This window comes from Mesobacillus jeotgali (genome assembly GCF_031759225.1).
In the GTDB taxonomy this organism is placed as follows: Bacteria; Bacillota; Bacilli; order Bacillales; family Cytobacillaceae; genus Mesobacillus; species Mesobacillus jeotgali_B.
Map to the genome: position 1 here is coordinate 753276 of NZ_CP134494.1, position 25504 is coordinate 778779.

At 41.4% G+C, this 25504-nt stretch carries 22 protein-coding genes and 1 riboswitch; of the genes, 20 read left to right on the forward strand and 2 right to left on the reverse strand.

The window, feature by feature from the left end:
• Window positions 1-66: 66 nt before the first annotated feature.
• From RH061_RS03795 to RH061_RS03860, 15 genes are all read left to right on the forward strand, one after another.
• The gene (locus tag RH061_RS03795) at window positions 67-729 is read left to right on the forward strand and encodes a hypothetical protein (protein ID WP_311074053.1); all 663 of its coding nucleotides are present in this window, start codon (window positions 67-69) and stop codon (window positions 727-729) included.
• Between the two features lie 21 nt (window positions 730-750).
• On the forward strand, window positions 751-1335 hold the full coding sequence (locus RH061_RS03800; RefSeq protein WP_311074055.1) for a signal peptidase I: 585 nt from the start codon (window positions 751-753) through the stop codon (window positions 1333-1335).
• Window positions 1336-1424: 89 nt separating this feature from the next.
• Entirely contained in the window at window positions 1425-2174 is a 750-nt protein-coding gene (locus RH061_RS03805; RefSeq protein ID WP_311074057.1) for a TasA family protein, read from the forward strand.
• Window positions 2175-2230: 56 nt separating this feature from the next.
• On the forward strand, window positions 2231-2857 hold the full coding sequence (locus RH061_RS03810; protein ID WP_311074059.1) for an LPXTG cell wall anchor domain-containing protein: 627 nt from the start codon (window positions 2231-2233) through the stop codon (window positions 2855-2857).
• A 245-nt stretch (window positions 2858-3102) separates the two neighbouring features.
• The gene (locus tag RH061_RS23070) at window positions 3103-3399 is read left to right on the forward strand and encodes a DUF5658 family protein (protein ID WP_396654858.1); all 297 of its coding nucleotides are present in this window, start codon (window positions 3103-3105) and stop codon (window positions 3397-3399) included.
• Window positions 3400-3520: 121 nt separating this feature from the next.
• Window positions 3521-5062 (forward strand): SulP family inorganic anion transporter, encoded by a 1542-nt coding sequence (locus tag RH061_RS03815; protein ID WP_311074061.1) that lies wholly within the window; start codon window positions 3521-3523, stop codon window positions 5060-5062.
• A 224-nt stretch (window positions 5063-5286) separates the two neighbouring features.
• Window positions 5287-7050 carry a DUF2334 domain-containing protein gene (locus tag RH061_RS03820; protein ID WP_311074063.1) on the forward strand — a complete coding sequence of 588 codons (1764 nt, stop codon included), beginning with the start codon at window positions 5287-5289 and terminating at the stop codon, window positions 7048-7050.
• Complete coding sequence (locus tag RH061_RS03825; protein ID WP_311074065.1) at window positions 7043-8299, forward strand: glycosyltransferase family 2 protein; 1257 nt, start codon at window positions 7043-7045, stop codon at window positions 8297-8299. The genes RH061_RS03820 and RH061_RS03825 overlap by 8 nt, the downstream gene beginning before the upstream one ends.
• A gap of 270 nt (window positions 8300-8569) precedes the next feature.
• Window positions 8570-9595, forward strand: a complete 1026-nt coding sequence (locus RH061_RS03830; RefSeq protein WP_311074066.1) for an ABC transporter ATP-binding protein — start codon at window positions 8570-8572, stop codon at window positions 9593-9595.
• A complete protein-coding gene (locus RH061_RS03835) occupies window positions 9570-10358 on the forward strand; it encodes an ABC transporter permease (protein WP_311074067.1) in 789 nt (262 codons plus the stop codon). Before RH061_RS03830 ends, RH061_RS03835 begins: the two co-directional genes overlap by 26 nt.
• A gap of 11 nt (window positions 10359-10369) precedes the next feature.
• On the forward strand, window positions 10370-11161 hold the full coding sequence (locus RH061_RS03840; protein WP_311074069.1) for an ABC transporter permease: 792 nt from the start codon (window positions 10370-10372) through the stop codon (window positions 11159-11161).
• A gap of 117 nt (window positions 11162-11278) precedes the next feature.
• The gene (locus RH061_RS03845; protein WP_311074071.1) at window positions 11279-11635 is read left to right on the forward strand and encodes an SCP2 sterol-binding domain-containing protein; all 357 of its coding nucleotides are present in this window, start codon (window positions 11279-11281) and stop codon (window positions 11633-11635) included.
• A 175-nt stretch (window positions 11636-11810) separates the two neighbouring features.
• Window positions 11811-13046 (forward strand): ATP-binding protein, encoded by a 1236-nt coding sequence (locus tag RH061_RS03850; RefSeq protein WP_311074072.1) that lies wholly within the window; start codon window positions 11811-11813, stop codon window positions 13044-13046.
• 219 nt (window positions 13047-13265) lie between these two features.
• Window positions 13266-14450: an HD-GYP domain-containing protein gene (locus RH061_RS03855; protein WP_311074074.1), complete on the forward strand. Its 1185-nt coding sequence runs from the start codon at window positions 13266-13268 to the stop codon at window positions 14448-14450.
• A gap of 125 nt (window positions 14451-14575) precedes the next feature.
• Window positions 14576-15754 carry a hypothetical protein gene (locus RH061_RS03860; RefSeq protein WP_311074076.1) on the forward strand — a complete coding sequence of 393 codons (1179 nt, stop codon included), beginning with the start codon at window positions 14576-14578 and terminating at the stop codon, window positions 15752-15754.
• Between the two features lie 30 nt (window positions 15755-15784).
• On the opposite strand, the gene RH061_RS03865 is transcribed toward RH061_RS03860, so the two are convergent.
• Entirely contained in the window at window positions 15785-16837 is a 1053-nt protein-coding gene (locus RH061_RS03865; RefSeq protein WP_311074078.1) for a M20 family metallopeptidase, read from the reverse strand.
• A 409-nt stretch (window positions 16838-17246) separates the two neighbouring features.
• On the opposite strand from RH061_RS03865, the gene RH061_RS03870 reads away from it, so the two are divergent.
• The 4 genes from RH061_RS03870 (at window position 17247) to RH061_RS03885 (ending at window position 22872) form a co-directional block, all read left to right on the forward strand.
• Window positions 17247-19634: an immune inhibitor A domain-containing protein gene (locus RH061_RS03870; RefSeq protein WP_311074080.1), complete on the forward strand. Its 2388-nt coding sequence runs from the start codon at window positions 17247-17249 to the stop codon at window positions 19632-19634.
• Window positions 19635-19951: 317 nt separating this feature from the next.
• Window positions 19952-21094 carry a DEAD/DEAH box helicase gene (locus RH061_RS03875; RefSeq protein WP_311074082.1) on the forward strand — a complete coding sequence of 381 codons (1143 nt, stop codon included), beginning with the start codon at window positions 19952-19954 and terminating at the stop codon, window positions 21092-21094.
• A gap of 131 nt (window positions 21095-21225) precedes the next feature.
• A complete protein-coding gene (locus RH061_RS03880; RefSeq protein WP_396654859.1) occupies window positions 21226-22713 on the forward strand; it encodes an amidase family protein in 1488 nt (495 codons plus the stop codon).
• Window positions 22714-22737: 24 nt separating this feature from the next.
• On the forward strand, window positions 22738-22872 hold the full coding sequence (locus RH061_RS03885) for a hypothetical protein (protein ID WP_260983522.1): 135 nt from the start codon (window positions 22738-22740) through the stop codon (window positions 22870-22872).
• Between the two features lie 67 nt (window positions 22873-22939).
• Here the strand turns inward: RH061_RS03885 and RH061_RS03890 are convergent, their stop codons facing one another.
• On the reverse strand, window positions 22940-23806 hold the full coding sequence (locus RH061_RS03890) for a YitT family protein (protein WP_311074085.1): 867 nt from the start codon (window positions 23804-23806) through the stop codon (window positions 22940-22942).
• Between the two features lie 177 nt (window positions 23807-23983).
• On the opposite strand from RH061_RS03890, the gene RH061_RS03895 reads away from it, so the two are divergent.
• On the forward strand, window positions 23984-25165 hold the full coding sequence (locus RH061_RS03895) for a CBS domain-containing protein (RefSeq protein WP_311074087.1): 1182 nt from the start codon (window positions 23984-23986) through the stop codon (window positions 25163-25165).
• 183 nt (window positions 25166-25348) lie between these two features.
• Window positions 25349-25451: riboswitch (SAM riboswitch) on the forward strand.
• Window positions 25452-25504: the final 53 nt, after the last annotated feature.

Here is a 25504-nt window from a genome sequence, read left to right on the forward strand (position 1 = left end):
AAAGTTCGTTAAAAAGAACATATTGCGATCTTAGGAAACTTTATAGTGTGAAAAGAGGTGAATGAATTGACATTTTACCCAAGTAGAAAAAAGAGAACCAGGAAACAAAACTTTAATAGAAAGAAAAAACACCTATTCATTCTCACCAACCTTTTTATTGTTTACGTACTGATCCTGACTATAAGTTTTATCACCGCAGATACATATTCTTACTTTGTAGATAATACTAAGTTTGCTGGATCGATACAGACTATGGAAAACTTTTGTGAAGATAAAGAATATAAAAAAAGTCATAAAGAGTTATGTCAAAAATGTAAAGATAACTCAGGAATAGGAAACGGAAGCGAACCTTGTGATGAAGAAGAATATGAAAGAGGAGATGGAGATAATCCAGGCCATCAAGATGAATACTGTCCTGAGGGAAATTGTAATGACCATAATAACGGAAATGGCAGCGAGAAAAAAGAAGATAAGGCAAACCTAGATTCAAAAGATGATAAAGATAATCCAACTAAAGAACCAACAGATGATCAAAAAATAGAGTCGACCGAAAATGAAAAAAATGCTGAAAATAAAGAGACGGTGGATAACAAGGATACAGATGAGTTGGTGAAAGAAGAGCACCCAGAAGAAAGTGATGATGAACAACAAAATGAAAATGTTAGTAATGGTGACAGTGAAGAAAACCCTTCTGAAGAGAATGAGGAAAGCTCAGAAGTAAAACCATAACACAAATCAGGAGTGAACAAGATGAAAATCGCTTTAAAGATTGTTAGTAGTTTAATATCTTTTGTTCTAGTTCTGTTATTGATTATCTCACTTTATATTATGGTCAGTTCAAGAATAACAGGAAGTCAACCATCTGTAATGGGCAACCAATTAATGTTAGTTTTGTCTGGGTCTATGGAGCCTAAAATAAAAACAGGATCTGTAGTTGGGGTTAAACCGCTAGATGACAAAAAAAAATTAACATTGGAAAAAGGAGATATTATTACCTTTTATTCCCCAATTAAGGCTAATACGATCGTAACTCATCGGATTAAGGAAATTAAGGGTCAAGGAAATCAAATTGAATATATTACGCAAGGGGATAATAACAAAACTGAGGATCCTATAGCTGTGCCAGCTCAGTCTCTTATAGGTAAATATGCTAATATCCATGTTCCTTATGCGGGTTATATACTTGGCTTTTTACAATCTAAAAAAGGAATTGCGTTAAGTTTGATTCTTCCAGGTTTAATCCTAATCATTTATAACTTAATATCACTTTGGAAGATTTTTAAACAATGGGATCCATCTAAAAAAGTAGCATCCACAAATGATCAATCAATTTAATTAATCAGTTTGGTTTTAAACTAGGGGGATAATCCTTCTAGATTAAATATAAAAAATACATACCCTTTAAGGGCAAGGAGGAAAAAGAAATGAGTATTAAGAAAAAAGCGGCTATGAGTATGGCTTCTGTTGCAATGGGTGCAATGGCAGTAATGGGTGGTACGTTTGCATACTTTAGTGATACAACTGCCTCTGCCAACTCTTTTACAAACGGAACAATCAACATTGCACCAAATTCTACTTACCTAGAAAAATTCAACATTGTAAACTTTAAACCAGGTGATAAACTTTCTGCTGTTGTTGATAACCAAGAACCTGCAATGATGTTGAATAACCAAGGATCCTTGCCGTTTGATATTTTCTTGAAGATGGAAGCACCTTCAACAACTTATGACGCAATGAAAGATGTTATTGTATTCGAAAAGCTTTATTTAGGTAATGAAACTGATGGTGACCTATTAGCCGAGTATTTCCCAGGTGAAAGTGAAGTAACTTTAAGGGAAGTTCTAGCAGTATTCGGTACTGGGAATGCTGTGGTTAACGGAAACACTATATCTAATGTTGGAAAATACATTGGATACTTAGATGCTAATGATAATGATGGTACGACTACAGAACAGACAATTAAAGGTTTGAAATATGTTATCAAATTTAAAGATACTGGAGTAGAACAAAACGACTTGCAAGGTAAATCTACTGGTATCAACTTTAGTTTCACAGCTTTACAATATAATGGCGAAAATATTGATCAAGGTGCAGTTGATAACGGTTCCACAGGTGGAGGCGGAGAATTCAAGCGTAATGACAATATTAATGACAGAGATAACAGTGGTAACTAAAATTTTGAGAGGTGGGAATCAACATTCCCACCTTTTAATTAATGGTGGAGGATTGTATGAAAAAGTTTAATTTTATCTTCACCTTTTTGGTTTTTGGTATTTTTGTATTGCTTCTAAATCCTTTGTATGAAACAAATGCAAATAAATTGGATCCTATTGTTGATATCGATACTTTGCCAAGAGACTATTTTATTATGGTAGATAGATTGAAACCTGGGGACAGCATCACAAGCCAAATTAAGGTGATAAATAAAGGGACCTTAAATTTCAATTATAATATGTGGTCAGAGTATGTCAAAGGGTCAAAAGAATATTATGATTCTCTTTATCTTGAAATAAATGACAGAAACAATAACAATTTGTATTCGGGGAAATTAAGTGAATTTAAAGGTCTAAAAAACACCAGGAATTTATTGATATTTACTAGTGAAATACTTTCGGTTAAAGTCTTAGTCCCTCACGAAATAGGGAATGAATTTCAGGGATTGTCTACTGATGTTAAATTATTATTTAATGCAATGGGAGAGGAACAAGTTGGGTCATCAAACGAGCATCCTGGAGAACGATTACCTAATACAAGTACAAATAGTTTTAATTTAATTGCCATTGGAATTAGTTTGATCTTATGTGGACTAATATTTTTCATTATAAGATATAGAAAGAGTAAAATAACGAAAGAATAATCAATAGGCTTGCGGGTGGGTGTTATCATATTAAACACTCTTATCACTTTAAACTAGTTAATAAAAGTAGGGTTGGTTGCGCACATACTTTTTAATTATTTGTACTATTGTAGGAGATATCATGAAGAAAAAAACAACGTTTGTATTAATACTTTAAAAAGGGCTCATGCCTGGGAGTACTACTATGCATAGCCCTTTAAATTTAATTTAAAAATTTTTAATAACACAACAATGAGGTGAATAATATGACCCTTTTATTTTATTATCTGACCGTCCTGAATCTGTTTGATGCTGTTGTTACCTGGTTTGGGGTTAAGCATAAACTCATTTCAGAGTTGAATCCTGTAATGAGTGCTATATTTAAAGTCAGCCCACTAATGTTCGTTAGTTTGAAAGCTTCCCTTTCCATCTTCCTTCTATTATTCATCATATTTAAAAAAGTACCCCGCTCGGCGTTCATTAAAGGACTTACAATATTCGCTTCAGTTTCTTATACCGTTATAGCTTTCATGCATGGAAGTTGGCTAGTGCAAATATTTTAATAGTGTTTAACTTGAAAAGTTCCTCAAAATTTCATTTCTTCTTCCCTCAGCATATATCCTAATCGTTTTTCCAAGAGTATAATTTTTCTTATCTAAAAATAAGAAAGAAGGCGTATCAAACATGTTTCAAACCCTGAAGCGTGAGTTGCTGGCCGGGATTACGGTTTCGGTTGTTGCGCTGCCGCTTGCGTTGGCTTTTGGGATGCAGGCGACGGGTAATTCGGATGGTGCAATCATTGGTTTGTATGGTGCAATCATTACTGGTTTTTTTGCGGCTTTATTTGGCGGGACGAAGGGGCAGGTGACGGGTCCGACTGGGCCAATCACGATTATCTTTACCGGGATTGTGGCGTCTAAAGGACTGGAGTATGCGTTTATTGCCGCGTTTATGGGTGGCCTATTTCAGGTTATATTTGGGTTACTTAAAGCAGGGAATTATTTAAAATTCATTCCGTTGCCGGTGGTCAGTGGTTTTATGAACGGGATTGCCATCATCATTATCATGGGGCAGCTGCAGTATGTGACGGGCAGCTTTTTGGTCGTGATATTGACGATTGTCTTTATGCTCGTGGCTATAAAATGGATCAAGATTATCCCGCCAAGCTTGATGGCTCTGATTTTAGGAACAGTGGCGGTAATCCTGCTGGAAAAAGTAGTTCCTGCCGTTCATTTTACATTACCTTTTATCAACGATTTCATTTTCTTTGACATCGCAGAGAGAATTGGCGAGATTCCAAAAGGCTTGCCGCAACTTCACCTGCCGATTGCTGACTTGGGTGTCATCATTCAACTGATTCCGGCAGCGTTGAGCATCGCGGTGCTTGGATCAATTGACTCATTGCTTACATCTGTTGTCATGGATAATATGACAGGTACTAAGCACAAAAGTAATAAAGAGTTAATTGGCCAGGGGATTGGTAACACACTTGCAGGTTTGTTCGGTGCGATGCCTGGTGCTGGGGCGACAGTCAGATCGGTAGTCAATTTACGCAGTGGCGGTGAAACGGCGTTGTCGGCAATGGTTCATAGTGTTGCCTTGCTGCTGTTCATGCTCGTCTTCGGACCGCTGGCAGAAGAAATTCCACTCGCTGTGCTTGCGGGGATCTTAATAATGACTGGTATCACGATGTTTGATTATGACAGCTTTAAGATTCTGAAGGATGAACCAAAAACAGATGCAGCCGTGATGCTAGTGACGATGATTCTGACTGTGGCCATCGACCTGATGGTAGCTGTTGGAGCCGGAATCGTCATGAGTGCATTAATTTTCATGAAGCGAATGAGCGAGGAAGGTTTCAAGATTAGTAGCGAAACAAAGGGAAATCTTAAAATCTACAATCTGGAAGGCCCCTTGTATTTTGGTGCGACTGAGCTGATCACCAGGACGATCACCGCGGATGACAGTCCGCAAATCGCAATAGATATTGAAAAGGTCACCATTGTGGATGCATCAGGGGCTCTGCTATTGATTCAGCTCAGAGATCAACTGAAGGAACGAGGTCAGGACCTCTATCTTGTCGGCAATGACCTGGATCTCGGCGGCATCTTAAGGAAGATGAATGTCTTCCAGAATTTTGGTCCTTCAGGTCATTTTGAAAACTCTGAGGAGTTATTCACTTTCATTTCTCATAGAAATGGAATTACAATTGAGAAGCTAAGTTAGCGATAAGAAGTAAGTGCCAGACCATAAGTGCCAGGAAGCACTAGTGGACTGGCACTTTTTTTATTGGTGCAGTTCTTTAAACCTGAGTCATGAATACTATTTAGAGAACAAGACAACATTCAGGACAAAAGTAATTCGATCATTAACACAGAATCTGGCATTAATCGTAGTTTTAATTATAATGACACATTCATTTTCCTGAATATGTATAGGAGGATGTAGAAATGCTGGGGGATCAGAGAAAGCATAAGACACTAATCAGTAAAAAAGTTTCGCTTTTTGTTTTACTATTTTGTTGCTTTTTTGCGGCTGTGGCAAATGCGGATATGAATCAGGATCCCCGTACTGATGCAAAAGTTTTGGTTTTATATACGACAGAAGGCAATGTAAGATCTGAGAATGTGAATTTACTTGATATGCTTCTTGGTCATTTTTCGAAAGACATTACATTTAAGAGTGCTAGTGACTTTGGTCAAAGAGATTTAGATGGAGTTTCCGTACTTGTCTACTATGGGGAGGTGGCGGATCTGCTGCCGGATTCCATTGCAGGATCGGTTGATAGTTTTAAAGGAACTACCCTCGCGATTGGCCATAATGCGGAGCAGCTAGGGAAACAGTTATCATTCTTTAAACAAGAGCGGCAGGTGGCTATAGAAGAGTTGGTACTGGTGAAGGGAGGCCATCGGTCTATGTTTGAAGAGAAAAGATTGGTGAGCACGATTGACCCAACTGACGATAGTATAGCCCTTATTAATGGGACCAGTTCAGGAAACGTCTATCCGATTTTTATTAAGAACAAGTCGGCTTATTATTATGCGCCGGATCAAATGGATTCCTTGTTTTCCATCTACCTTGGTGAGGCATTGCATGATGTGTTTCAGGCAGACCATGCCGAGGGACACCCGGCATATTTAAGACTTGAAGATATTCATCCGTTAACTGATGCCAGCATCTTTAGGGAGATTGCGACGATTTTAAAAAAGAAGAATATACCTTACATCGTTTCTGTCATCCCGGTCTATAGGGATCCAAAAACTGGGGTTGAGTCACGCTTCAGTGATTATCCTCATATGCTTAGTGCCTTGAAATACAGCCAGCAAAATGGGGGAAGCATCATCATGCATGGGTACACCCACCAATACAAGGATGATGAAACAGGAGAGGGTTTTGAATTTTGGGATGTAGACGCTAATATGCCTGTAACTGTTCCTCCTGATCAAACACCGGAGAAAAAGAATAGAGAAGATTTTAAAAGCGAAGAAGAATACCTGAAATTCCTCGGCAAGCAGAAAGCGTTTGAGACGGATTACATCAAAACGAAGGTGACGAAAGCGATTCAGGAGATGGTGGGGCTAGGGTTGTATCCACTTGCTTTCGAAGCTCCCCACTATACAATGTCGCAAAGTGGCTATGAAATCCTTTCTGATCATTTCTCCACCTATATCGGCCAGCTTCAGCTGGGGGACAGAGATTGGCAAATCATGGCCCCGTCGCCCTATTTATCATATCCTGCCTTTTTACACGGAATGAAGCTTCTGCCGGAAACGATTGGTTTCGTTGAACCAGACAATGACAAAGCCATTGATGAAATGATGAAAGCGGCAGAAAATCAGTTGATTGTCAGGGATGGGTATGTAGCGGGTTTTTACCATCCTTATCTCGGTGTCGAAAGGTTCAAGGAGTTAATTGAACGCTGGGAGAAGATTCCGAACCTTCAATGGATTGATTTGAAAAAAATGAACAACTATGTTGCGGTTGATAACATCTCGGTTATAGCCAGTGAAAAAGAAGAGGTCACAAAATCTGTTGCTTATTTCGAACTTTTAAAGAAGAATCCCGAATATTACAACCCGCATGTGAAATCCGCGGCGAATTATACTATGTGGATGATTGTTGCGATAGCAGGGGTCATGGTTGCAATATTTGTCTTTTTAGCTATCAAAGTGCAGGTACGAAGGGCACGGCATGGAGGGGATCATCATGGTTAACCTGCTCTTCTATCTCTGTCTTTTTCTCATTTGGTTTATGCTTTTATACCATATGTTTTTAATGTACGGAGGGTATACCCATTATGCAAATTACCGGAATAAAACAAGCGATTGGGAAAAGAACCTTCCTTACTATCCCACAGTAAGTGTCCTGATTCCAGCACATAATGAAGAAATGGTCATTGAAGAAACCTTGGAAGCTATTCTTAAACTGATTTATCCAAGGGGAAGACTGGAAGTGATTGTGATCAATGACAACTCCTCTGACGATACAGGAATGCTTGCGGAAAGGTATTCAGCTCAATTTCCTTTTATTAAGGTCGTGCAGACGGACGAGGAATCTGCTGGAAAGGGAAAATCGTCTGCTTTAAACTTTGGACTCGCCCATTCAAGGGGTGAAGTGATCGTTGTCTATGATGCTGATAACACGCCAGAGCCGGATTCTTTGCTCTATTTAGTTTTGGGTTTGCAGAATGATCCGAGTGCGGGTGCGGTCGTGGGGAAATTCAGAGTAAAAAATGCCAGGAGGAATATTTTAACCCGGTTCATAAATATCGAGACGATTACATTCCAATGGCTCGCCCAGGGGGGACGATGGTTCTGGTTCAAGCTTTCAACGATTCCCGGAACCAATTTTGCGATAAGAAGGTCGATTCTTGAGCATATTGGTGGCTGGGATGTAAAAGCATTATCAGAGGATACGGAACTAAGCTTCAGGGTGTATAACCTGGGGTATCATATCCGCTTTTTTCCGGCAGCTGTTACATGGGAGCAGGAACCGGAAACCTGGAGGGTCTGGTGGAAGCAGCGTACGAGGTGGGCTAGAGGAAATCAGTATGTGATCGGGAAATACCTGTTTGGGCTGGGACGGCTAAAAAATAAAAGGGTCGTGCTTGATTTATTTTATTTTTTGTTCACTTACATGATGTTCCTTATGGGTGTATTGATGTCAAATGTTATTTTCATTCTCAATCTATTTACGGACCTTCACTTGTCTGCAGGTGCTGCATCAATGGCATTATTCGTTCTGGCATTCCTGCTTTTTTTGTCAGAAGTGGCTCTTGCGTTAAGCATTGAAAAAGACCAGTTGAACGTAAAGAACTTTCTGACGATCATCCTGATGTATTTTACGTATTCACAAATATGGGTTTTACTTGTTGTATCATCATTGGTTATGGAAACAGTGCGAGTCGTCTTGAAAAAAGAAAGTAAATGGTATAAAACCGAACGGTATAGACAATCTGCATAGTGAAGTGGTTGTGGAAAATAACTGTTGCCAAAAATTTCCCTAACAGGTACAATATGAAAGTATTCAAATAACCTAAGGAGGCAGTCGAAATGATTAACACAACTAATGGAACAGCAACAATAATTTCATATGGTTTACCTTCGGCCTGCCTGTATTTTGTGTAGTAGCGCTTATTTTTGTCATGTTAAAATAATTGCGTAACCACGGACTGGGATGTCTGTGGTTTTTTTGTGCCTAAAAATCGAATGTATGTTCTTGGAGAGTGATAATGTGATTACAGTTGAAAATTTGAAGAAGGAATATAAATTGGTGAAGCGAGACCCTGGTCTTAAGGGAGCAATCAAGTCGCTTTTTAACCGGAAGTATGAGACGAAGCATGCGGTGAAGGGGATTAATTTTACCATTGATCAGGGTGAGACGGTTGGCTATATTGGAGCGAACGGTGCCGGTAAGTCGACAACGATCAAGATGCTGACGGGAATCCTGACACCGACTTCTGGAAAGGTGACGGTGAATGGGCTGGTACCATATGAAAACCGTCAGAAGAACGCGGTCAATATCGGGGCAGTCTTTGGCCAGCGGACGCAGCTTTTCTGGGATATCCCGGTTCGTGAATCTTATAATCTCTTAAAACATATTTACGAGATTCCGGAGAACGAGTATCAGGAGACAGTCGAGATGTTCACCGAGGTTTTGAACTTGGAACCATTGCTTAGCATTCCTGTCCGACAGCTTTCGCTTGGGCAAAAAATGCGCTGTGAACTGGCTGCAGCCTTCCTTCACAGACCTAAGGTTGTCTACTTGGATGAGCCTACAATCGGTCTTGATATTGCGGTAAAAGTGAAAATCAGAAAGTTTATTAAAGAAATGAATCAGCGCTGGGGCACAACAGTGCTGCTGACTACACATGACATGCAGGACATCGAGGAAATCTGTGACCGGATTATCATCATTGATGGCGGTACGATTTTATACGATGGTGGCCTTGAGCAGATTAAAAAACAATTTGGCCAGCAGCGGGTAATCCACTTTGAGCTGGCGGATAAGGAAAAGTTCGTATTGCCCGAGTCACTCATCTGTCAGGCGGATGTTTTACACAACGAAGAAGAAACGAAGGTCAGCTTAGCGTTTGACCATGAGACTGTTAAAAGCTCGTTCGTCATTTCGGAAATGATGAGCATGTATGAAATTGGCGATTTGAATATTGCGGATCCTAAGATCGAGACGATCGTTGAGGAGCTGTACAACAAGCAGGAACAGGGGGGAGAGCATGGGAAAGTACTGGCAAATAGCTAAAGGGCGAATGCAGGAGAACACTGCTTATTCCGCCTGGTACTGGGCCGGGACCGTATCTTCGGTGATGCGTTTGTTGATTATTTATTTCTTCTGGCAGGCGGTATACGCGAACCAGACGACGATTCAAAATATTAATCTAGAAACGATGCTGACGTATATCGTCATTGCTATGCTTCTTCAAGGGTTTGTCGGCGGTGTCGGCAATGAGCTTGCCGAGAATATCAAAGAGGGTCAGGTAGCGATCGAGTTGATGCGCCCTTACGATATGATTTTTAAAATGTTCGCGGTGGATGTTGGTGAGAAGGTCATGTACTTGATTCAAGGAACAATCCCGATGATACTGATTGCTTACTTCTTTATGGATTTAAGCTTTCCGAAATCGCCAGAGACGATTTTGCTATTCGTAGTTAGTGCGCTGGTGGGCATCTGGATCGGTACATTCTTTGATTTCCTTGTCGGCGTGCTGGCATTCTGGACGGTCAATGTCTGGGGTGTCAGAGTTTTGAAGGAATCACTGATCACATTTTTCTCAGGGGCACTTGTACCAATTACACTTTTCCCGGATTGGCTTAGAACCATTACAGAATTTCTCCCTTTTCAGGCAATGGTGTATCTGCCTGTATCAATTTATTCCGGCTTAATCACTGGAACAGACGCTTACATGGCACTTGGAGTCCAGTTGTTCTGGCTCATTTCATTATATGTTTTGGTAAGGGTAATCTGGTCGCAAGCGATTAAACAGATTACGATTTTTGGAGGATAGGAGGCGGTTTCATGCGTCGTTATACGAGATTATATTGGGAGTTTGCGAAGAGCCATATGAAGGTGATGATGGAATACCGGATCGACTTTTTGATCGGTGTCGCCTCGGTCATGCTTGAGCAATTTGCTTCGATCTTTTTTGTAAAAGTAGTGTTCGACCACATTGAGCAGATCAATGGCTGGTCGTTTTATGAGATATTGTTCATCTACGGAATCGCGGCAACGGGCCGTTCAATTCATCAGATTTTCTTTGATAATCTTTGGACGCTTGGCTGGCAGTACATCAGGCCAGGAAAGCTGGATCGGTTACTGATCAGGCCGGTCAATCCGTTATTCCATGTTGTTGCAGATAGACTGCACCAGGATGGTTTCGGCCAGTTGATCATCGGGTTGATAATCCTGGGAACAGCTATTCCACAGGTTGACCTTGTTTGGGGAGCAGCAGAAATTGCGATGCTGGTCATGATGATCATCTCATCTGGGTTGATTTTCGTAGCGATTAACTTATTTTTCGCGACGTTCAGCTTCTGGATGATCGACAGCTTGCCGATAGTCTGGGCAGTCTTCAACCTGAGTGACTTTGCGAGATACCCGCTGACAATCTATCACAAGGGGATTCGTATGTTCCTGACATGGATCATTCCTTACGGGTTCACGGCATTCTATCCGGCAGCCTATTTTATCGACAAGTCCGGCTACAAGGAATTTGCGCTCTGGACTCCGGTTGCAGCGATTGTTTGCTGTGTCCTTGCCTATGTATTCTGGAACAGAGGCTTGAAGGCTTTCGCAAGTACAGGCAGTTAAGCTAAAAGCAACCCGACGAATATAGGGAATTATTAGATAATACGTTCGTTTTCGGATTGCCCATTAGGACTTACGTCGGGTATGATGGAAATAAATAGGTTGATAGGGGTGGGTAGGATGTTGGAAAACAAGTCGGTCAGAGAAGTGTGGCAGGAGATCGAGAGGGTTATGAAAGATAGGCCAGAGCCGATTCAAGGCATGAATACGGTCTATCAATATGACATCACTGGTGATGACAGCGGGACATTCCAGCTGTTGATCACAAATGGAGCTGCGAAGGTTGTTGAAGGAACAGAAGCAACACCAGATTGTACCCTGACGCTGTCAGATAAAAACTTCAAGAAGATGATCATGGGCAAACTCAACGGCACAGCCGCCTTCATGACAGGAAAGCTTAAAATCCAGGGCAGCATGGGACTCGCACTCAAACTCGAAGGAATCCTTAATGAATACAACCTAAGTGAAACGGCATAAGGAAAAGGATCAGGCATATTATCGCCTGGTCCATTTTTCATTCCATAAAAAATTCCTTTCCATCCATAAAAAATATTTATTAAAAAATCATTGCGCAATGAGACAAAATGTAACAAGAAGTGACACATCCTGATATAATAAGGCTATCAAGTTTTCAGATTTAAGGAGATTCCATATGAATCCGCTCAAAAAAAATTCAGTACTAGTATATGAAGAAGTAAAAGCAGTTAAGTTCTTTTTGTGGACATTTTATATAATCCTTTTTCCATATGATTTTATTTACTATTTTTTAGTTCCATATTTGAATAACGAAACAATGGGTTTACCTAGTGGAGGCCTTGGCTTTTTCTTTCATATTCTTTTATTCTTACTTATTCCAGCGGGTATATTCCTAGTGAGGCGTGGAGAGCCCGAAAAAGTTAAGTATCTCTACTTTCTAGCCTTTGTGCTGATTGATCTTATTAATAATTTAATGATTTACTGGGGAACAGACCAGGAGTTTAAAAGCGGTCATGTACTGGAAATCTACTTTATTTTGTTCTCTCCGATATTCGTTAACAAGCGTTTCTTTTGGACTATGACATTAGGCTTTTTTATTAAATATTCATTATTCGGAATCATCTTCCAATCACCCAAAGTTTTGTTCCCTATGGGATTGATTATTTTTATTGCTATCATATCCTGGATTCTCTTAACACGTTTCCAATCTTATATTAATGCTATGACTACAATGTATAATGATTTGAGACAGAAAGAAAAATTAGCAGTAATCGGGCAAATGGCAGCAGCGATTGCCCATGAAATAAAGAATCCTCTTTCGGCGTTGAAGGGCTTTACACAGCTGCAACAAGAGAAAGATAAAGGCGATGACCATTATTATCCTATAATGCTGAATGAGATAGATAGAATTAATGCAATCGTCAATGATCTATTGATTTTAGGAAAACCTAACACAGCTATTAAGACGAAAAAAAGCCTAAAAGATATAGTCGAGTACGTTCTATCTGTAATTGATCCACATGCTCAAAGAAAAGATGTAACAATAAACTTGGACATGAAAGAGCCTGCTGTCCTCGTTTGTGATGAAAATCAATTAAAGCAAGTTTTTATCAATTTAATAAAGAATGCAATGGAAGCAATGCCACATGGGGGTACGGTTACAATCAATGCAAAACAAGCAGATAATCAAGTTGAAGTTTCTGTTAAAGATGATGGTTGTGGCATTGAACCTGATAAACTGGCTAAGCTTGGAGAACCATTTTATACGACCAAGAATAATGGAAATGGCTTAGGGCTCATGGTAACAAAGAAAATTATTGAAGAACATGATGGCAGATTAGCTATTGAAAGTGAGCTGGGCAAAGGAACAACCGTGACATTAACACTGCCGGCCATCCCAAATTGTGGCTAAATTATGAAGTGATACCCAACAAATAAACCAAAAGGACTATTTTATTGAATAGTCCTTTTGGTTTATAATGAAATAAATGTCGATATTTGACGACTCCTTTATAGGTCTTTTTATTCATTTGAGATTGTGTTTGTTATTACTATTAAACTATTTGTTTTTTTGGGCGATAAGAATGAAAAAGAGGGCTATACGCTTTGGATGAAATTGCGAGGTACATATATGCAGACAAATTTTAAAGACCCTTCGTTGAACCATGAAGAAAAAAGAGCTATAAAATGGTTTTTGACATTGTTTTATGGATTATTTATTGCTTTCGATGTCTTCTACTTTTATATTTATCCAAAACAAATTTTGCAAGAGGATATTGAATTTTTTGGGATTTATAGATATTACTATTATTTCTTGATTATGTTGTTGCTTCCTGTTGTTGTATATTTGGCTCAAAAAACTAAATTATCTATACTGAAGTATTTTTTCGTCATATCTTATTTAGTTTTAACAGTCCTATATGATTCTATTACATACTACGGAAGTGGGTATGAATATAAAAGTGGTAATGTAGTTGAAGTTTTTCTCATTCTATTCGCTCCTATCTTTGTAAGTTCTTTATTTTACTGGACAGTGTCTTTAGGAATTATTTTTAAGTATGCTTTTATCGGACTCTTCCTTAAAACTACGGGTGTATTGTTCCCAATAGCTCTTATTGTAGCGCTATCCTTAATAGGATTCATTATTTTAAAAAGATTTCAGGGATATATTAGTGCAATCAGAACTTCTTATGATAATCAGTTATCCGGCATTGTTAAAGGTGTCATTGCAACACTGGAGCTTAAAGATCCATATACTAGAGGGCATAGTGAAAGAGTGGCTTATTATGCACATTCATTAGCTTCAGCGACTGGTGCATTTTCAGAAGAGGAACTTCGCTCTTTTTCACATGCGTGTTTATTGCATGATATCGGAAAAGTGAACATACCTGATTCAATACTAATTAAACCTGGGAAACTTTCAAAAGAAGAATATGCAGTTATTAAAACACACCCAGAAGTAGGTGCAGGGGCAATTGCAAAAGTAAATGGCCTTGGTGACAGCATTGAAATTATTAGATCTCATCATGAAAGATGGGATGGAAAGGGCTATCCCGATCAGCTTAAGGGCGAGCAGATTTCATTCTCTGCAAGAATAGTATCTATCGCTGATGCTTTTGATGCTATGACATCCTCAAGGTCGTATAGATCTGCGATGCCTGTTGAAGAGGCATACAAAAGAGTTATTGAAGGGCAGGGTACACAATTTGACCCTGACCTTGTGGAATTATTCAAAGAGGTTTTCCCAGAATGGGTTAACTTTCATAATAAGTATGAATGGTCAAAGGATCTTCCTATTCACTCAAATATTAGTTGAAAGGAGGTGACATCATGAAAATACGCAAATTAAAGAGGATTAAAACAACTTGCTGGTGGTGTGCATTATTTCCACGATGATGTTGGTGAATCATCGCCTATTTTGCCTGGGAATAGGGTGATAACATGAATTTATCATACGATTCAGTCGTTTTCATGAATCCTCTGAAAGTAAGAAGAGATAAAAAACACTACATCGTTGAAAATGAGGCCACCGGCGAATTTTACGAAATGCCAGAAGTTTGTATAAGTGCTATTGAGCTAATCAATGAGAAAAAATCACTTTATGAAGTGGAAAACGCCTTGATTGTTAGATATCCTGATGAAATTATCGACATATTGGACTTTGTTTCTCAACTCCTTGAACTTAACTTGATTAGCGAGTTAAATGGCAAACAAATCTTGATTGATTCGGGGCAGAAAAACCACCCTGGCTTAATCTGGATTCCAGAAAATTTAGGCCGCTTCTTATTCAACACAATCAGTTCAAAGCTGTACTTCCTTTTACTTGTGGCAAGCGCCGGCTTAATTCTATTTAATCCGAACCTATTCCCACGCTATTCGGATCTGTTTATGTTTGACCTGATGTTACTAAATATCCTGGCTGTGATGCTGATAGGCTTCTTTCTTGTAATCATCCACGAATTCGGACATGTGCTGGCGGTCCGCTCTGAGGGTTTGCCGGCAAAAATAGAAGTGGGAAACCGCCTGTTTTTTGTTGTGTTGGAGACCGATATGTCTCAGGTGTGGAAATTGCCGGCTGAAAAGCGTAATAAGTTGTTTCTTGCCGGGATGAATTTTGATATTGTAGTATTGTTCCTGGCATTGGCTGCTCAGTTTATTGCGAGCGAAAATACTCTCACAATGGCTCTTTTAAAATTGATCGTACTGAACACTTTCATTCGTTTAGTTTTTCAGACTGCTGTTTTCATGAAAACGGACCTATACTATGTCATTGAAAACAAAACAGGCTGCTACAATCTAATGGAAAACGGGCGAAATTTCTTAGCGAAATGGCTGCCTTTTCTCAGCGTTCCAGAAACAGAAACATTCGACGGGGAAGAGAAGTTCGTACGCAGATACGCCTATTTCTACCTTGCAGGCATCCTGCTCACATTTGCCATTACCGCTTACTACTATATCCCGCAAATTATGTTCGCGGTGAATGAGATCATGCTGCCGGGATTCTTGGAACCAATCACTAGCATTCGTTTTTGGGATTCGGTTGTCTTTTTGCTGCAAATTGTTTTGGTTTTAGGATTATTGCTATATTCTTGGTCAAAGAAATATCGTTTTAGCAGTTAAAAAGACAGCCGAGTGGCTGTCTTTTAATTTCTAATAAGATTTAACGTAATCGATCAAAATCTCTTTATACTTTTCAAGCGATTCCAGCTCGACAAATTCGTCATCACCGTGCCAGTTTGCTCCGCTCGGCCCGAACTCGATTGCCGGGATTCCGTGTGCCGCGAAATACTGGGTATCCGCAGCACCGTGCTGTCCGAATATCACTGCTTCACCAGCAACATGCTTTTCCAAAACTGGTTTCAACTGATTGATAAATGAATCATCCCGCTTTGTCGCCACCGGGATTCCTTTAAGTCCGACGGTAACTTTACCATCCGAGATGCTTTCGATTTGCTTCACAATCACATCGGCATCTTGGCCAGGAAGATAACGGATATCAAGGGACATGACACAATGATCAGGCACCTTGTTAAAAACTTCACCGCCAGAGATGATGGCTAGATTGATAGATGGTGACTGATAGAAATCCGAGCTTTCTTTTGTAAAAGGTAATTGAAGCAGCTTTTCGTATATTTGATAGGCTTTGACGATCGCGTTTTCACCTTCCCAAGGCCTGCTGCCATGAGCCGACTTTCCGGTAACCTCGACTTCGATTCTCAAAACACCCTTTGCCTGCAGTGCGATTCCTAGCTGCGTCGGCTCAGAACAGATAACGAAATCCCCGCGATAGCCATTTTCGACTAGATAGCCGGTACAATTCATCCCGCCAATTTCTTCATCGGACACAATCTGCAGCTGGATTTTCACCCCGATTTTTTGATTGCGTAATTCCTTCATCGCAACCATCATCGCGGCTACGCCAGCTTTCATATCCGCCGCACCCCTTGCATAGATCCGGCCATTTTTTTCAACGGGAACGAATTGCTTTTTTTTTCCGCTGACCACATCAACATGTCCGTTGAATACAATCGTTTTATCACCCTCGCCAATCTCGCAAACCAGCATTTTATATCCATTGTTTTCAATCAAACTTGGCTGCAATTCATGCTCAATGAGCCACTGTTTACAAAACTCGACAGCCTGATTGGCCCCTTCCTTGGTGGAGCTGTCAATCAGGATTAATTCCTTCAATAATTCCTTCATAGTTCAAACACTCCTTGAAAAGGTTCTACAATACATTACCACTAGTAATCGAGTTCAATCTTTTAATGTAAATAGTACCAATCAAATTAAATAAACACATCATTTTTTTGAAAAAATTACTATATTCTGCTAGTTCCATTGAATCAAATTTAGATACCCGAAGAAATTTTCCCAATAGAATGCTTTATTAAAATAGTTTCAATTACACTTCTTACTGAGATGAAAACAGGATGATAGACTCAGTTTAATTTTAATGAAGGGTGCTTTTCTTAAAAAAAGAAGGATTTTATAGGAATATATTATTATATTATAAAAATTTACAATATTTCAAAACCTTGCTACAATTCGTATCAGATTCTTCGGAATATATGAATAATCGAAACTTGGAAAATAGCAGGGGGTAATCTTTTTGAAGAAGAAAAGTTCGTTAAAGGTTCTTTCCAGCGTTGCTGCAAGTGCTGTCTTCGCTTCAACCTTATTTGCTGGATCATTTGCAGGATCACCAGTTGCAACTAAATCAGTTGAAGCTGCAACAGCGCCTGTTTCAGCGCCAATCGACCTGAACATCGTAGACCAGGATCGTCTTGCAAAAGCATTGCTGGAGCGTGGCCTGATTGCGAAAGGTGCTTCACAGGAAGAAGTCAATAAAGCGGTAACAGAATATATCAAGAAGAAGCAGGGCGCTAAAGCAGGCAAGACAGACAAGCACGCTGCTGAAGATGATATGACTAAGAAGTCCAAGGACTTTTTGACAAAGCAAAAAGACAAGCTTACTAAACAGCTTGAAAAAGGCCATGACAATTATAAAAAAGGCAAGCCAACAGGTTACGCGAAAGTGGATCCTGCGAAACAGGCTCCTTACAATGGTGAAGTCAGAGAGGACAAGGTTCTTGTTCTGCTCGCTGAATTTGCAGACTTCAAGCACAATAACATTGAGCAAGAAGAAGGCTATATGTATTCAGACGATTTCAGCCGTGAGCATTATGAAAAAATGCTGTTCGGTGATGAAGAGTTCACATTATTCAATGGAGAAAAGGTGCAGACATTCAAGCAGTACTACGAAGAACAGTCTGGAGGCAGCTATACGGTTGACGGTCATGTAACTGACTGGGTAACGGTCCCTGGAAATGCTGCTGACTACGGCGACGATAGTCCGGAAGGCGGCCATGACAATAATGGAGAAAGCGGTCCGCGCGATTTTGTAAAAGATGCATTGACTGCAGCAGTTGAAGGCGGACTTGATCTTTCTGAGTTTGATCAATTCGACCTATATGATCTGGACGCTGACGGCAACCAGAACGAGCCTGACGGACTTGTTGACCACTTGATGGTCCTTCACGCGGGTGTCGGCCAGGAAGCTGGCGGCGGAGCATTAGGTGACGACGCAATCTGGTCACACCGCTGGGTATTGGACGGAGTATACGATGTTCCTGGAACAGAGGGTACTGCAGAGGTTCCATACTGGGGCGGATCAATGGCAGCATTCGACTACACAATCGAGCCTGAAGATGGAGCTGTTGGTGTATTCGCACACGAATTCGGACATGACTTAGGTCTTCCAGATGAGTACGACACTCAGTACACTGGACAAGGCGAGCCGGTTGCATCATGGTCAATCATGAGCGGCGGCAGCTGGAATGGGGCAGTAGCAGGCACAGAGCCTACTAGCTTCTCTCCACAGAACAAGGAGTACTTCCAGAAAATCATGGGCGGCAACTGGGCGAACATTACAGAAGTCAACTACGACGAAATTGATGAAAATGGTTTAACAGCAGTCATCGACCAGAGCGTCACGAAGTCAAAAAATAACGGCATTGTAAAAGTGAACCTGCCTAAGAAGAAGGTAGAAGGTATCAAGCCAGCTTTCGGTGAAAAATACTACTACAGTACAAAAGGTGATGACCTGCACACTGCATTGGAAACACCTGTATTCGACCTGACAGCTGCAACAGAAGCGACTTTCGATTATAAAGCATGGTACGAAGTAGAATTCGATTATGACTATGTATTTGTAAATGCAGTAACTGAAGATGGCACAGAAGTTGAGTTAGACGTGATCGGCGACAATAACACTGCTGGCGGCATGGAATCTTCTCAAGGACAGTGGGAGGACAAGTCTTATGACTTAAGCCAGTTCGCAGGCCAGAAAGTTCAACTTGTGTTTGAATACGTTACAGACGGAGGCCTTGCTCCAGAAGGATTCGCAATGGACAACCTCAGCCTGACTGTTGACGGCGTAGTTGCTTTCTCTGATGATGCAGAAGGAACTGAGCAAGTGACTCTTGATGGCTTTATCTCAACAAACGGCCTGTTCGATAAAGATCACTACTACTACCTGGAGTGGAGAAACTACGCTGGGTCTGACAAAGGCTTGAACACCGGCCGCGGTGTGAAGTACAACACTGGTTTAGTTGTATGGTACGGTGACGACAGCTTCACAGACAACTGGGTTGGCGTCCATCCGGGCGAAGGCTTCATCGGTGTAGTTGATTCACATCCAGAAGCAATCGTCGGCAAACTTAATGGACAAGATTCAGTAAAGAGCAGCACACGTTATCAAATCGCTGACGCAGCATTCTCACTTGATAAGGCACCTGCCTGGACTGTTGATTCACCATCTCGCGGATTGTTCGAATACGAAGGACTTCCAGGTGTGACAACATTTGATGACTCTAATAAGTACATCAACGAATTGATTCCAGATGCAGGTAAAAAGCTGCCTGAACTAGGATTGAAGTTCCAAGTCATCGGCGAAGCGAAGGATAACTCTGCTGGCGCAGTTTGGATCCGTAAATAAGTTTGAAATAAGAGACATCGGGCGGTAACTCGTCCGGTGTCTTTTTTATGAATTGGAAAAAATACTGTAGAATTTCCAAGTCGCCAATAAAATCGGGTTTTCGCCAATATAGTTGTGAACTTCGCCAATATAATCAAGTTTTCGCCAATAAAGTTGTGAACTTCGCCAATAAAAATACAAAATCGCCAATAAAACCGATCCGGGCAAAAAACAATGAATAATAAAAGGTGCAAAACGCTAATTTTCTAGGGAATACTGGACTTATAATCATGTTTTAGCTAGTATCAATACTAGAATGTTTAACTAAGGAGAAAATCATGTCAGAAACTCAACAAATTATTGCGCAACTACAACCGTTCCTGCAGCAGGCCTGGGAGAAGGCTGGATTCGAGACGATGACTTCTGTCCAGACGACAGCCATTCCTCTAATAATAGAAGGAAAAGATGTTGTCGGGGAATCACCGACTGGTACAGGTAAAACTTTGGCGTACCTGCTTCCTGTTTTAAATAAAATCGACCCTAAAATGCAGAATACACAGGCGGTCATCCTTGCTTCGTCACAGGAGCTTGTCATGCAGATCCTGTCCGAAATCCAGAAATGGGGAGAAGGCAGCGGCATCAAATCGGCCAGCCTGATCGGCGGTGCGAACCTGAAGCGCCAGATCGATAAGCTGAAAAAGAGCCCGCATATCATCGTCGGAACTCCAGGTCGGACGAATGAACTGATCAAGCAAAAGAAGCTGAAAATGCACAAAGTCCATACAGTCGTCCTGGATGAAGGTGACCAGCTTCTTACTCCGGAGCATAATGAAACGGTAAAAAGCATTGTCAAATCGACTCTTGCTGATCAAAGGCAGCTTCTGCTATTTTCCGCAACTCTTCCAGAGATTGTTGAAAAATCAATCAAGAGATTGGCAAAGGATCCAGAGATTATCAATGTTAAAAAAGACGAAACGATTGATGCTGCAAAAGTAGAGCATATTTATTTCCTCAGCGAGCAGCGTGACAAGATTAAAATCCTTGAGAAGATTGCCCGCCTGGATGGAACGAAGTCACTTGTTTTTATCAAGGACATTCCTAACCTGATCATCGCGACTGAAAAGCTGAAGTTCAAGGACATTCATGTCGGCCAGCTGCATAGTGAGCTCAACAAGCAGGACCGTCAGCGGTATTTGAACAAGTTCCGTGATGGCATCAGCGAAATGCTGCTTGTCACCGATATCGCAGCACGAGGATTGGATATCAAAGGTGTCACACATGTTGTCCACTTCGATTTCCCGAGGGAACAGGACCAATATGTTCACCGTTCCGGACGTACAGGCCGTTTCGGCGCAAAGGGAACCGTCATCTCAATCGTCAACGAACGCGAAGAACGCGATATGAAAAAATACTGCAAGGCCCTTAATATCACCCCAGTGCAAAAAGAATTTTACGGCGGTAAGATTGTCGACCCTGAATAATGAATTTCGAAGCTATGGGATCTTTTCCTATAGCTTTTTTACTGTGAATAAAGGATTTTTGGTTAGTACATCAGAATATATATTCCGTAGGTTATTTTGATGGTAGTTTTTTTTGAAAGGAATTGTTGAACGTGAATAATCCACATTTAAATACATTGATGGCAGAGTGGCTGCCGGAAGCGACGATTGATGAAATGCAGGAGAAAATGGAGAAGGGCGAGCTGTCATCACATGATCTTGTTCTCCTGTACCAGGCCCGTATCGCTGCTTTTGATAAAACAATCAATTCAGTGCTTGAGTTGAATCCAGATGCACTGCACATCGCCGCTGCACTGGATGCTGAACGAAAGCAAAAGGGTGCCAGAGGCCCTTTGCACGGCATACCGGTTCTTGTAAAAGATAATATTGATACAAACGATAAAATGCATACTAGTGCTGGATCGCTGGCATTGAAGGACTCTTTTGCCCAGAGAGATTCCTTTGTCGCCGCCAAGCTCAGGGAAGCAGGCGCCGTCATTCTTGGTAAAACAAATATGACCGAGTGGGCAAATTTTATGGCAAATGGCATGAAGAGCGGCTACAGCTCCCGCGGTGGCCAGGTACTGAATCCATATGGTCCTGGAAAATTCGATGTCGGGGGTTCCAGTGCTGGTTCCGGAGCAGCAATTGCCGCTAACTTGGCTGCAGTTGCGGTCGGTACGGAAACGGATGGCTCTATTTTAAATCCAGCTTCGCAAAATTCATTGGTTGGCATCAAACCGACAGTCGGCCTTGTCAGCCGCAGTGGCATCATCCCGATTGCCCACACTCAGGATACCGCCGGTCCGATGGCAAGAAGTGTGAAGGACGCAGTATACCTTTTAGAAGCGATTGCTGGACAGGATCCGCAAGACCCGGCAACGATGGTCAGTTTACCGAAGTTTGATCACGATTATTTTTTCGATGAACAAGCTTTAAAAGGAACGAAAATTGCTGTTGTGAGAGAAGAGTATATTGGCAAATGGACTCAGGAACAGGAGCAAATTTTTCAAAAAGCTGTTGGAAAATTGGAAGAGCTAGGCGCGGTAGTAGTTGAGGCAGCGATACCGGCAGCGAAGGCAACCTGGGGCTATAAAGTCCTGAGCTATGAATTCAAAGCAGACTTGAATGCTTACCTGAACGGACTCTCACCGAATGTTCCAGTCAGGACACTTGCTGACGTGATCGCCTTCAATTATGAGCACGGCGAAAAAATGCTGAAGTACGGACAGGAAGTGCTGCTCGAATCTGAAGCAACAAGCGGGACGCTGACCGAGGCTGAGTACCTCGAAGAACTTGAATACAATCTTTATATGGCAAGGGAGCAGGGAATTGACTATGCATTGAAGGAGTATGGAGCTGATGCAGTTCTATTCCCAATGGATGGCTCGACAATCGGCTCAAAAGCAGGATACCCATCCGTTACGGTCCCGACGGCTTTTACGGAAGGTGGAGAGCCAGTCGGCATCACCTTCACGGGCACTGCCTTCAGCGAACCATTGCTGATTAAACTTGCCTATGCATATGAGCAGGCCACCAAGGTCCGCAGGGCGCCTGAACTTGGAATAAACGCTGAAGAAAAAATCCATACTACTTCATGAATCCATCAAAAGGAGCGTGGCAGCATGGGTAAACAAAAGCTAGGAAACGGTAACGCCCAGCGCAACAACAACAAGAAGAAGGGCAACAACACACCCGAAGAACTAGTCGAATTCACAACCGGCCAGAAAGAAAAGAAATTCAACAATCCAATTGATTAACAGCAAAGTGCCCCGGCGACTCTTCGCCAGGGCACTTTTTTATATTCGATCGGTTTCTGCCTGCTTACTAATGCCCGCCGGCCTTATCAAAGTTGCTTCCGGAAACGTCGGCGACATTTTCAATTGCGACCAAGGCATTTGGGTCGATATCGTCGACTACAGAGCGTAGTGTGGATAATTCAATACGGCTGACGATGGTGTAGATGATTTTCTTAGGTTCGTTTGAAAAAACGCCCTGGCCCTGGATATAGGTCATGCCGCGACCTAATTGCTTTAGCAATTCTTCAGCAATTTCCTCAGGTACATCGGAAATGATCGTGACTGATTTTAGCTCTTCCATCCCCTCGACGACCACATCAATCATTTTGAAAGCGATGAAATAAGTGATGATGGAGTACATGGCCGTTTCCCAGCTGAACACGAGCAGGGCTGCGAGTATGAAGATGAATAAGTTCATGACCATCACAATCTGCCCGACAGAGACGGTACGTTTTTTGCTGACAAGGATGGCAATGATTTCAGTTCCATCCAATGCGCCGCCTGCCCGGATGACCAAACCGACACCCGTTCCCAGGATGACCGCGCCAATTATCGTGGCCAAAAACAAATCATCCGTTACAGGATCAAAATGGTGTAAATATGCAGTCGCACCCGATAAAATAATGACTCCATACAAAGTGCGAAGTGTGAACTTCAAGCCCATCCTCCTATACCCGATATACAAGAATGGGAGGTTGAAGACAATCAGGAAAATACTCATCGAGATGTTCGTCAATTCAGCCGCGATGATCGAAAGCCCGATAACCCCGCCGTCCAGGATCGCATTTGGAACAAGGAACATATCAAGCCCAAAAGCCGCGATAATCGCCCCGATCGTGATGGTCACAAGTTGTGTGACCTCTTTGACTATTCTTTTTTTCTTCGTTGCTGCCACTAAATATCAATCCCTTTTTATAAAAAATAACTTCTATGAATTAGCAATGTATGTACTATACTTATTGTATCAAACATTAAAGCAATCTGGAATTTCTTCATTATATATCCATGATTAGAAAAAGTGTTAAAAGGGGTAAGGAGAAGGGAAGTTATTTGAAATCACGGAGGGGCTATTTTGGCTAACAATAATCAGAATAAACATAAATCCAATCACCAGGCAGGTTCAAAAAATAAGAAGAATCGCAAGCCTGGTAAAAATAAAAATTCATATATTCGCACAAATCCCAAGCAGCAGGTGTTAGATGAAAATAGGCTGAAGCGAGTTGATGAAAAGGATCAAAAGCAACCGAAAAAAAATGGGAGTGAAAGTGGGAATTCATCCAACTCAGCAAAAAAAGAAAAGTCTAACTCACCGTCAAAAGAAATACAAGACAACAAGCAGACTGGACGCAGGAAGGGTTCCTCTTCTGCCAGTCAATCAAAAAACGGAAGTAGTAACGGTAAATCCAACCAGGCCAAAAACAGAAATGGTAATGGCAAACCATCTTCCGGTCAATCCACTAACGGTAATGGGAAAAAGCGTGCCAATGACGATGGGAAGAAACCTGAAACCCGAGTCAATACTTCTGAGGAGCATGAGGTAAATCATAAGGAGCAATCCGGAAAGTTCGAGACGGCTTTTAACAGGATTCATAAAGCACTGAAGGAAATGGTGAAGGGCACGGATAGCGATGCGTTTGTCGAGCTGTTGTATTCCGGATACAAGAATCATTCATTAGTGCGTAAGTATAAAAGTGAGCTGCATCAGTTTGCCAAGCTTCGCAATGCGATTGTCCATGAACGGGTGAATGCGGATTATTATATTGCCGAGCCCCACATTGAAGTGGTTGAACGGATCGAGGAGATATGCCGGGAGTTCGAGAAGCCGCAGACAGCGTTATCGATCGCGACGAGCCCTGTGTTTTACTATTATGAAGATGCGTATCTTAAAGATGTTCTAAAGGTGATCAATAAGTTTGATTTCACAAGATTTCCTGTCTATGACAAGGATGATAAATATGTTGCCTTGCTGACTTCAACGGAAATCATCCAATGGATGGCGAAGCATTTTTCCGACAGTGTCGTCCACTTCGAGGACGTTCGCATCAAGGAGCTTTTGACGAAGGGAAAAAATTACTTTGTGACCTTTGTCGATGAAGATGCATCTCTGTATCATATTGAAGAATTGTTCGAGCGTTACCATACAAGAGGGAAGAAACTGCAGGCCGTCATCATCACGGAAACCGGTGACCGCCACGGGAAGCCAATTGGCGTGATCACGCCGTGGGACTTGCTTGACAGCGATCCGGAAGATTGAGCTGATAGTGTGTCACATTGGAAAGCCGTCCGTAACGATGTACGAATGATTAGTGATAAGTGTCGTAGTATAAACTGTCACACAAGCTATGCTGCAGTAGCGTTGTGAGAAGCGTCATTGACGAAAAGCCGGCGATGCTGGTATACTTCAGCTATTATAAAACTATTTTTAAACACGAAATAACTCTTATCCAGAGTGGCGGAGGGACAGGCCCTTTGAAGCCCGGCAACATCATCTTTTAGATGAAAGGTGCTAAGTTCTGTAGATTCCAGTCCGAAGATAAGAGAGGCTGATTGGACTGTAACCTCTCCATATAGGGAGAGGTTATTTTTTTACGAT

What these genes read in the sequence shown, in the direction of transcription:
- RH061_RS03800 (WP_311074055.1), top strand. Translation starts at nt 751, where the DNA reads ATGAAAATCGCTTTAAAGATTGTTAGTAGTTTAATATCTTTTGTTCTA.
- RH061_RS03805 (WP_311074057.1), top strand. Translation starts at nt 1,425, where the DNA reads ATGAGTATTAAGAAAAAAGCGGCTATGAGTATGGCTTCTGTTGCAATG.
- RH061_RS03810 (WP_311074059.1), top strand. Translation starts at nt 2,231, where the DNA reads ATGAAAAAGTTTAATTTTATCTTCACCTTTTTGGTTTTTGGTATTTTT.
- RH061_RS23070 (WP_396654858.1), top strand. Translation starts at nt 3,103, where the DNA reads ATGACCCTTTTATTTTATTATCTGACCGTCCTGAATCTGTTTGATGCT.
- RH061_RS03815 (WP_311074061.1), top strand. Translation starts at nt 3,521, where the DNA reads ATGTTTCAAACCCTGAAGCGTGAGTTGCTGGCCGGGATTACGGTTTCG.
- RH061_RS03820 (WP_311074063.1), top strand. Translation starts at nt 5,287, where the DNA reads ATGCTGGGGGATCAGAGAAAGCATAAGACACTAATCAGTAAAAAAGTT.
- RH061_RS03825 (WP_311074065.1), top strand. Translation starts at nt 7,043, where the DNA reads ATGGTTAACCTGCTCTTCTATCTCTGTCTTTTTCTCATTTGGTTTATG.
- RH061_RS03835 (WP_311074067.1), top strand. Translation starts at nt 9,570, where the DNA reads ATGGGAAAGTACTGGCAAATAGCTAAAGGGCGAATGCAGGAGAACACT.
- RH061_RS03840 (WP_311074069.1), top strand. Translation starts at nt 10,370, where the DNA reads ATGCGTCGTTATACGAGATTATATTGGGAGTTTGCGAAGAGCCATATG.
- RH061_RS03845 (WP_311074071.1), top strand. Translation starts at nt 11,279, where the DNA reads ATGTTGGAAAACAAGTCGGTCAGAGAAGTGTGGCAGGAGATCGAGAGG.
- RH061_RS03850 (WP_311074072.1), top strand. Translation starts at nt 11,811, where the DNA reads ATGAATCCGCTCAAAAAAAATTCAGTACTAGTATATGAAGAAGTAAAA.
- RH061_RS03855 (WP_311074074.1), top strand. Translation starts at nt 13,266, where the DNA reads ATGCAGACAAATTTTAAAGACCCTTCGTTGAACCATGAAGAAAAAAGA.
- RH061_RS03860 (WP_311074076.1), top strand. Translation starts at nt 14,576, where the DNA reads ATGAATTTATCATACGATTCAGTCGTTTTCATGAATCCTCTGAAAGTA.
- RH061_RS03865 (WP_311074078.1), bottom strand. Translation starts at nt 16,837, where the DNA reads ATGAAGGAATTATTGAAGGAATTAATCCTGATTGACAGCTCCACCAAG.
- RH061_RS03875 (WP_311074082.1), top strand. Translation starts at nt 19,952, where the DNA reads ATGTCAGAAACTCAACAAATTATTGCGCAACTACAACCGTTCCTGCAG.
- RH061_RS03885 (WP_260983522.1), top strand. Translation starts at nt 22,738, where the DNA reads ATGGGTAAACAAAAGCTAGGAAACGGTAACGCCCAGCGCAACAACAAC.